The sequence below is a fragment of the Pseudomonadota bacterium genome, from assembly GCA_030859565.1.
GTDB lineage: Bacteria > Pseudomonadota > Gammaproteobacteria > JACCXJ01 > JACCXJ01 > USCg-Taylor.
Genome location: JALZJW010000156.1, coordinates 1 through 7769, shown reverse-complemented (window position 1 = coordinate 7769; position 7769 = coordinate 1). Strand labels below are relative to the sequence as shown.

Annotated in this window: 10 protein-coding genes and 1 pseudogene; 7 read left to right on the top strand and 4 right to left on the bottom strand. The window is 58.9% G+C overall.

Going from position 1 to position 7769, the window contains the following annotated elements:
* Positions 1–334 (top strand): homocysteine S-methyltransferase family protein (locus M3436_17620; protein MDQ3565838.1); only part of this gene is annotated, 334 nt, incomplete at its 5' end.
* A 93-nt stretch (positions 335–427) separates the two neighbouring features.
* Entirely contained in the window at positions 428–1270 is an 843-nt protein-coding gene (locus M3436_17615; protein MDQ3565837.1) for an alpha/beta hydrolase, read from the top strand.
* Positions 1271–1300: 30 nt separating this feature from the next.
* Here M3436_17615 and M3436_17610 read toward each other — a convergent pair whose 3' ends face one another.
* Entirely contained in the window at positions 1301–1459 is a 159-nt protein-coding gene (locus tag M3436_17610) for a hypothetical protein (protein MDQ3565836.1), read from the bottom strand.
* Positions 1460–1609: 150 nt separating this feature from the next.
* Between M3436_17610 and M3436_17605 the strand changes: the two genes are divergently transcribed.
* Both M3436_17605 and M3436_17600 read left to right on the top strand, forming a co-directional pair.
* Positions 1610–1879, top strand: a complete 270-nt coding sequence (locus M3436_17605; GenBank protein ID MDQ3565835.1) for an accessory factor UbiK family protein — start codon at positions 1610–1612, stop codon at positions 1877–1879.
* A gap of 76 nt (positions 1880–1955) precedes the next feature.
* Positions 1956–3464: a YifB family Mg chelatase-like AAA ATPase gene (locus tag M3436_17600; GenBank protein MDQ3565834.1), complete on the top strand. Its 1509-nt coding sequence runs from the start codon at positions 1956–1958 to the stop codon at positions 3462–3464.
* A 226-nt stretch (positions 3465–3690) separates the two neighbouring features.
* Here M3436_17600 and M3436_17595 read toward each other — a convergent pair.
* The 3 genes and pseudogenes from M3436_17595 to M3436_17585 all read right to left on the bottom strand — a co-directional run bounded on the left by M3436_17595 (position 3691) and on the right by M3436_17585 (position 5356).
* Positions 3691–3756: pseudogene (locus M3436_17595) on the bottom strand (entericidin).
* Positions 3757–3990: 234 nt separating this feature from the next.
* Positions 3991–4596 (bottom strand): GNAT family N-acetyltransferase, encoded by a 606-nt coding sequence (locus tag M3436_17590; GenBank protein ID MDQ3565833.1) that lies wholly within the window; start codon positions 4594–4596, stop codon positions 3991–3993.
* A 583-nt stretch (positions 4597–5179) separates the two neighbouring features.
* Positions 5180–5356: a hypothetical protein gene (locus M3436_17585; protein ID MDQ3565832.1), complete on the bottom strand. Its 177-nt coding sequence runs from the start codon at positions 5354–5356 to the stop codon at positions 5180–5182.
* A gap of 546 nt (positions 5357–5902) precedes the next feature.
* Between M3436_17585 and M3436_17580 the strand changes: the two genes are divergently transcribed.
* From M3436_17580 to M3436_17570, 3 genes are all read left to right on the top strand, one after another.
* On the top strand, positions 5903–5992 hold the full coding sequence (locus M3436_17580; protein MDQ3565831.1) for a hypothetical protein: 90 nt from the start codon (positions 5903–5905) through the stop codon (positions 5990–5992).
* A 212-nt stretch (positions 5993–6204) separates the two neighbouring features.
* Positions 6205–6411, top strand: coding sequence for a hypothetical protein (locus M3436_17575; protein MDQ3565830.1), 207 nt, complete (start codon positions 6205–6207; stop codon positions 6409–6411).
* A gap of 110 nt (positions 6412–6521) precedes the next feature.
* A partial coding sequence (locus tag M3436_17570) for a hypothetical protein (GenBank protein ID MDQ3565829.1) occupies positions 6522–7769 on the top strand: 1248 nt, incomplete at its 3' end.

The window sequence follows — 7769 nt, the reverse complement described above, 5'->3', positions numbered from 1 at the left end:
TAAGGACAGCATGTCGATCGCCAAAGTATTCAGTCGCGCTCAAATCGGCGTCAATGCGCCGCTCGTAACCATCGAGGTGCATCTGTCGAGCGGCCTGCCGAGCATTTCCATCGTCGGCCTTCCCGAAGCGGATATGGTGTGTGCCATTACCATGAACTACGTGGAAGAGGCCGTCGGCATTGCCCGAGCCGCTCAGCAAGCGCACATGCCCGTTGCGATTTCCTTCACCGTCGAGGCCGATGGGAAACTCCCGACCGGCCAGACGCTGAAAGCAGCGATCGAGCAGATTGGTATTCGAGCAACCGTGCCGCGGTGCTCCGCCGGAAAGCTTTGAAGCACACAAGCGCGCTATGGCGGAGGCTAGGCAGAAAGGTGCAGAACTAATAATTGAGTTGGTGAGATTCTCATAGGGAGGGGGAGGGATTACATGCCGCTACTAGGCTACACAAGCGCTACTCAGTTCCCAAAGTTTATTCAGAAAATTGAAAACGGGCAGTTAGCGAAAGGGCTTCCCTTCATACGATTTGGAAAGGGGCCGCAGAAGTTAGTTATCTTTCCAGGAATCAGCGATGCCTTTCTTCCCATTGCCTCCTCGATGCCGCAGTATATCCCCTGGTATTATCGCCGCTACGCCCGTGATTATGATGTTTGCGTCATCAGCCGGAAGCGGGGATTGCCGGCGGGATATACGACACGGGATATGGCCCGGGATTACGCGGCCGCTATTGAAGAAATTGGCGGCCCCGTTCATGTGCTGGGCCTTTCTCTGGGCTCTTTGATCGGGCAGTATCTAGTGGCCGATTTCCCCCATCTTATCCGCGGCCTCATCCTTTCCATGGGATCTTCGCGGAGCGTTCCGGAGACGGTGAAACTTGCCTGCCGCTGGATAATTCTTGCCCGTCAGGAAAAATGGAACGAACTTTACGCCGAGTCGGTGAATGTGACTTTTACCGGATTTCACCGCGTGCTTTGGCACCATGCGATGCCAGTGCTCATCGGCCGTCCCGGAATTCCCAATGATTTCGTTGTATCGATGGAAGCCTGCATTCAGCATGATGCCAGGGAGAAGCTTCGGGAGATTCAGACGCCTACACTCGTCCTTGGAGGAAAAAAAGACGTGCTTATTCCGGAATCTTTTTTCCGGGAGCTGACGGAGTTCATTCCCAATGCCACCCTCTGCTTGATTGAGAACGGAGGACACGGCCTCTATGAACAAAATAAGCGGGAATTTGAATCGACGGTAATCAATTTCTTAAAAACGGTGAGATGAGAATAAGAATCGAAGGCACGGCTGGGAAAATTACCGATCCCACCTCAGATTTTCCGTGATGAGATTCGAAATGCCGGCGCCACCCTTCTCCTCATCGCCGATGTCCACGCCATCGCCACCACCGAGGTTCCACTTGGACACAAGGATCCCTTTGACCGCCTCCTGCTGGCCACGGCACAGACCGAGCATCTCGTGCTGCTGACCGGGGACGAAGGCCTGCTGAGGCTGACTCGGCTGGTACCGGCATTGCCCGTGAAACCGGCAGTGTGAGCGCGCGTTGCAGCGGCTGTTATTGGAAGAGTAGATCGGGCCCTGGGTTCCGGTTTACCATGACGGATCATGACACGCCGGCTCCCTTTTGAAGAGCTCTTCAGTCAGGTCGGGCGTTTCGTGCCTAGCGGCGCGGCGCCCTTGGGCGCGGAGGTAAAGAAAAACCTGCGCGCGCTGGTAGGTGCGGCCCTGACGCGCATGGATCTCGTCTCGCGCGAGGAGTTCGATGTCCAATCCGCGTTGCTGGTGCGAACCCGCGCCCGGCTCGCTGACTTGGAAAAGCAAGTCACGGCCCTGGAGGCGCAGTTAAACCACCGTCAACCGCCTGCGGCTCCGTGAATCAACTCAAGGAGAGAGGCGCTCAGGCCGAGTTTAGATAGACCGCTCGGCTCGGGGCGCGCAAGCTAAGGACAGCATGTCGATCGCCAAAGTATTCAGTCGCGCTCAAATCGGCGTCAATGCGCCGCTCGTAACCATCGAGGTGCATCTGTCGAGCGGCCTGCCGAGCATTTCCATCGTCGGCCTTCCCGAAACCGAGGTCAAAGAAAGCCGGGACCGCGTCCGCAGCGCGATTATCAATTCCCGCTTCGAGTTCCCGATCCGGCGGATCACAATCAATCTCGCGCCGGCCGATCTTCCGAAAGAAGGCGGCCGTTTCGATCTGCCGATCGCGCTCGGCGTGCTCGCCGCCTCGCAACAGATCCCCGCGACCCCATTAGAAAGCATCGAGTTTGTCGGCGAGCTCGCGTTAACCGGCGAGCTACGGGCGATCCGCGGCGTACTGCCCTGCGCCCTGCAGGCGCAACGAGCCGGGCATGATCTCGTGGTTCCTCACGGTAACGCGAACGAAGCGGCCTTGGTCAACGGCTTGTCGGTGTTTCCGGCGCGCCACCTCCTGGAGGTCTGCGCCCATATCAATCGCACCCAGCCCCTCCTGCCCTACAGCCTGCAAGGGAGCCCGAGTGAAGATTACGACGGCGTCGATTTTTCCGATGTGCGTTCTCAACATCACGCTAAACGCGCCTTGGAGATCGCCGCCGCCGGCGGTCATAACCTATTGATGGTCGGGCCGCCGGGAACCGGCAAGAGTATGCTCGCCCGGCGCCTGCCGAGCATTTTGCCGCCGATGACCGAAGCGGAGGCGCTCGAATCGGCGGCGGTGGCCTCGGTCAGCCATCACGGCTTTCAAGTGAGCGCGTGGCGGCAGCGGCCGTTTCGCGCGCCTCACCACACGGCCTCGGGCGTGGCGCTGGTGGGCGGCGGTAGCCACCCGCGGCCGGGCGAGATCTCCTTGGCCCATCACGGTGTGCTATTCCTCGACGAGCTGCCTGAATTCGACCGCCGCGTGCTGGAAGTCCTGCGCGAGCCGATCGAGGCGGGCATGATTACCGTATCGCGGGCCGCGCAACAAGCCGATTTCCCCGCCCGCTTTCAATTGATCGCGGCGATGAACCCCTGCCCGTGCGGTTATTTAGGTGACCGGGGCGGGCGCTGTCACTGTACATCAGAGCAGGTTAAACGCTACCGCACCAGGATTTCCGGTCCGCTCTTGGACCGCATCGACATGACGATCGAGGTCCCGAACGTGCCGCACGAGGTGCTCCTCGACCACAGCAGTCACGCCGAGAGCAGCGCCAGCGTCCGCGAGCGGGTGTGCGCCGCGCGCGCCCGCCAAGTCGAGCGCTGCGGCAAGCCCAATAGCCAGTTGACCAACAAAGGGATCGATCGTTATTGCCGGCTCACCGAGATCGACACCCGCCTACTCGGGTCCGCGATCGACCGCTTGGGGTTTTCCGCCCGCTCTGCGCATCGCATCCTCAAGGTCGCTCGCACGATCGCGGATCTCGAACCCCGAGATGATATACAAGCAACGCATTTGACCGAGGCGATCTCCTATCGACGTCTAGAACGGCCCGCGCGTTGACCCGCGCCCCGCGGGTCGCACCGGACTATCACTGAGCGCGACGTTGCATCTGCTCCTCATACATTCTGTCTAACTCGTTTTGAGTGTTATCCACTTCATTGCCGGGGTTCGTGCCCTCTCGCTCTTGGTCCTCGCGGTGCTCACTGGATTTCCATCCCACCGCTCGGCGGGTGACTGGTGCTGTTTGGTTTGTCGCGTCCGAGGAGTCTTTCTGGTCGATCTTTCTTGCGATCTTCTGACCGAGGTTTTGCATATCCGTCCCGAAACCCTTCACTGTATTACAGGCCGAGAGGTTCACGGTGCAAAGCGTCACCGCGAACCATAGCGCCCCCCTTCTTGCGTTCAACATACTCTGCGGACTCCATTCGATTTCATGCGATGTGCGGTCGTAGAAAAAGCATTATATATGCCAGCGGCTGCGCTCGCGGCCGGCCGCATTGAGATTGAAAAACACGACGCGGCTCGCCTTACTGGTACCGGGCGCTCACAAAAATTCGACAGCGGCGATATGTCGTTTAGATCTCAGTCAGAGGCGCAGCAGCCAGTATGTCCGTTCTGGATACGAGGTGTCATGCACGGATAATTCTTGGAACCCAAGTTTGGTAAAAAGAGCCCTCATTGCTCCGGCTATAATGTCGGTACGTCCAATGCGATAGGCGAACCCTTGTGCACGCAATCCACTAATTAACGAAGCGGAGAGCATATAGGCAATGCGCCGTCGTCGAAATCCAGGGTCAACACAGAGAGTATCTCCATAAAACACCCGCTTCCCTCCTTCGAACAAGTAATCAAGCGATTTGGTACCCGAGATTTTGTAGAGCGTGAGGTCTCGAGAATCGCCGCTCTTTTGAAATACCTCATAGCCTAAGATGTAACCGACAAGCTTGCCGGAGAGTTTAGTCTTAGCGACAAAAGCCAAAGCATTACATCGCATCAGATCGACCCCCAAACCGAAGTGGAGGCGTGGCTTTTCAGTTTCATCGCTCCAAGGTGGTTCTCGGAATGCGTGATAAGCGAGAGCTGCCATCTGCTCGACCAAAACCCCGGACTTATCTGCTCTCAACTCCTCTACCGAGATCGGAACAATCTCGACTTCTCTCGAATCCACCCACTTGTTGGTGTGCTTAATCACGGCTCAATCGGGCGTTCAAACTTGTAGCAGTTGCCAAGGCTTGTCAAGGCACCGTTGCGTGAGAGGCAATCGGGCCGCCCGCGACAAGCTGTCGCATTATCTCGATACCTTAGAAGCCGCAGCTTAATGCGCCCCCCGGTCGCAGCCTAAAAGTCCGCGAAACGCTCAATCGGGAGGGAGTCTCCCCTAAGCTCTCAACCGCAGCTACAGAGGGTTGTATGATAGATCTGTAGTTAAGTAATAGACTAAGTGGGAAGTGGATATAATTCGTTGTGCAAGGTCCATTATGCATAGCTTGATTTTTTGATTCTAGCTGGCGCTAGTAGCGCCAGCGATAGCTTGGGACGACGATGGAATACTACGAGGACGATGGGTTCATCATCACTGGTAAAGCAGCGTTTCCTGGCTAGGATCGGCTTTGCGAGCGCCAGCGAATTATACTTGGAGCACCCACCGATGAAGTTTGACATGCCGCAGATCATAGCATTCATCGTATTGTGGATGGTGGTGGGGTTTATAATTTTTACGTTCTTCTAGTCGATAGGTGATGGCCTCTGACGAGGAGACAGCAAGCTAGGGCACATTAGCAGATAATTTTGTAGTAGCCTCGCGCTATCCGGTGCGCGATGAGAAGCGTCGGTGCGTTCCACAACGCCGAGGATGGGAACCTCAGGAACAATCCGCCGAACAATACGTCATATAAATTGATGCCCATGTTCTGCGGCAGGAGGATGGGAATGATTACCCCGTCCTTCTTCATAGCTTCCAGTAGGGGGAAAAATATGTTTACAGAAATTCTGAGCCTCGCCCCGGTTGTTTGCGTTGTGCTCGCGCTGGGGGCGCTGTTCTATTTTACTCGTACATGAGCGCAGAGAGAGTCGTCCTAGCCTCTCAGATGGGACGACTCTCTTTCGGCACGCACGGTCCGTCCGTCGCCGAGCGACCGGGCACTCTGTAGGGACCGTAACCCGCGAACTCCATCAGGGCCGGCCAATATTTGACGGGTAGTGTCGTCTTCTTCCCCGTCTCCCAATATGCAGAGTTCCTTCCGAAACTGACAGAAAGGTAGCAGCGTGGCTGTGCGTCAGTGATCGCTCATTTCTCGCCTGTTTTATATCCTCACCCAGAGTGAGAGGATCGTAAGTCATTGTTGTTACTGCGGTTCGTGTGGCGTGGCAGAAAGGCAACGCGGGTATGCCCGTACGGTTTTTTTAGGTGACCGGGCGCTGTAACTGTACATCAGAACAGGTTAAACACCCGCTCTTGGACCGCATCGGGGAATCGAATCGTCAAGGTCGCTCGCACGATTGCGGATCTCGAATCCCGAGATGATATACAAGCAACGCATTTGACCGAGGCGATCTCCTATCGACGGCTAGAGCGGCCCGCGCGTTGACCCGCGCCCCGCGGGGCGGACCGACACTCAAGTTCTCCGAACCGTCGCCGATTAACCCTGCGACGGACGGGGGGCATGGATGCCACGGCGAGGGAGGGATCCGCTGCACATCTCTTTCTCAAGCCGCATTCCCACTCAAACGCCTCACGCGCACCAGCATCTCGAATGGCGCGCGCGGGCTCTCCATTGGCTTGCAGACGAGGAGGATCGCGATGATCGGTTTTGTAAGGCGCGTTTGGCTCGCGCTCGTCCTGAAAGAGGTCCCGCTCGAGGAGTACCACGCATTGCGATGGACCTTAGATGCAATACGCGCCGGGCAGGCGAAGACGGTGCGGGCCCGCATGCGTATCAAACCGACGGCCACCGATCGTGGCAGACACACGGGCGCGCTGATCGCGGCCCTCCTCACCGGCGTCTAGGTCGCTGTATGCGCATCTAGATCCCACTCGAGTCTTACAAGGTACCCATGCAGCCCACCTGATATAGCCAAAAATCCGTGCCCGCGCTATGCAAATGGTCCCACGTTGCGATGTTCCTCGTCACGTTCGCGGCGGGCGGAGGCTACACCGCCGACTTCGCGGAAGCCTCTCTCGCCCCCGATGGGTTGCCCGTCCCCTTGAGCGATCCCAAGTCGCTGCCGGCGAGCGGGGGGGTCGGCACGGACGCGCCCCAGCCCATCCCCCAGCCGCAGGTAGACGTGGAAAGGCTGTTGCAGGGGCTCGATAATAACCTCGGCTTCGTCGACCTCAAGGACGGGCATACCCTCCCCATCGCCCAGACCCATGTGCGGGTCAAGGGGCAGGCGGGTTCGAGCTTTAAACTGAGTGTGAACGGCGCCGAGGTCTCCGAAGCGCGCGTCGGCAAGAAGGCCGTGCTGGCCGAGCAGCGGCTCCTGGTTTGGGAATACATCGGGATCCCGCTCAAAGCGGGCCGAAACACGCTGACGGTCCGACAGATCGACCCCTTCGGCAACGAGAAGGGCATGCGCAGCATCAGCGTCACCGCCCCCGACCGGCTTGGTCGCATCGAGACGCATCTGCCCAAGACCCCGATCGCCGACGGCCATACAGCACTACCGGTAACAGTTCGGCTCACGGACGCCAAGGCCGTCCCGGTCACCGTGCGCACGCCGCTCACGGAGGCCACCGCGGTGCGCTGGCAGGTCGAGGACCTCGACCCGCGCGAGCCGGGCGTACAGGTCTTCATCGACGGGGCCAAGGCTGAATACCGCCTCCTGCCCCCGGACCTCTTCGAGAGTAACAAGCGCGTGGCGGCGCTCGGGGGCGACTACCAGTTCTCGACGCGCGGGCGCGTCTACGCGCGCCATGAGCTCATCTCCTCGCTCTCGAGCCCCTTCGCGCTCAACCAGCTTCAGGAGAACCACAACACCGTGATCGGGATCGATACCGATTATCTGAAAGATGCGAACCTGTTCAGCGAATACCGGGCACGCGACGCCTTCGATGGGCGCAGCAGCGGGGCGGCCATCGGGACGCGCAACGCCTGGCACCTCTTCGAGGGGCTGACCCTGCACACCCGCGCCGAGCAGGTGAAGGCCCTGGAGTCGGCGGGCGCGGGCTTCGACAGCGACTCCCAGGCCTACACCGCGGCCCTCGAGTACACCGGCCACCCGCTCTGGAAGGCGAGCGGCCGAGTCGAGTCCTACCACGCCTCGAACGCCGAGAGCTGGCTCAGCACCCTGGGCTTGGCCCACAAGCTTAGCCGCGACTGGACCTTTGTCGGCCGCAGCATCCTGGCGCTGACAGATAGCGAGGGC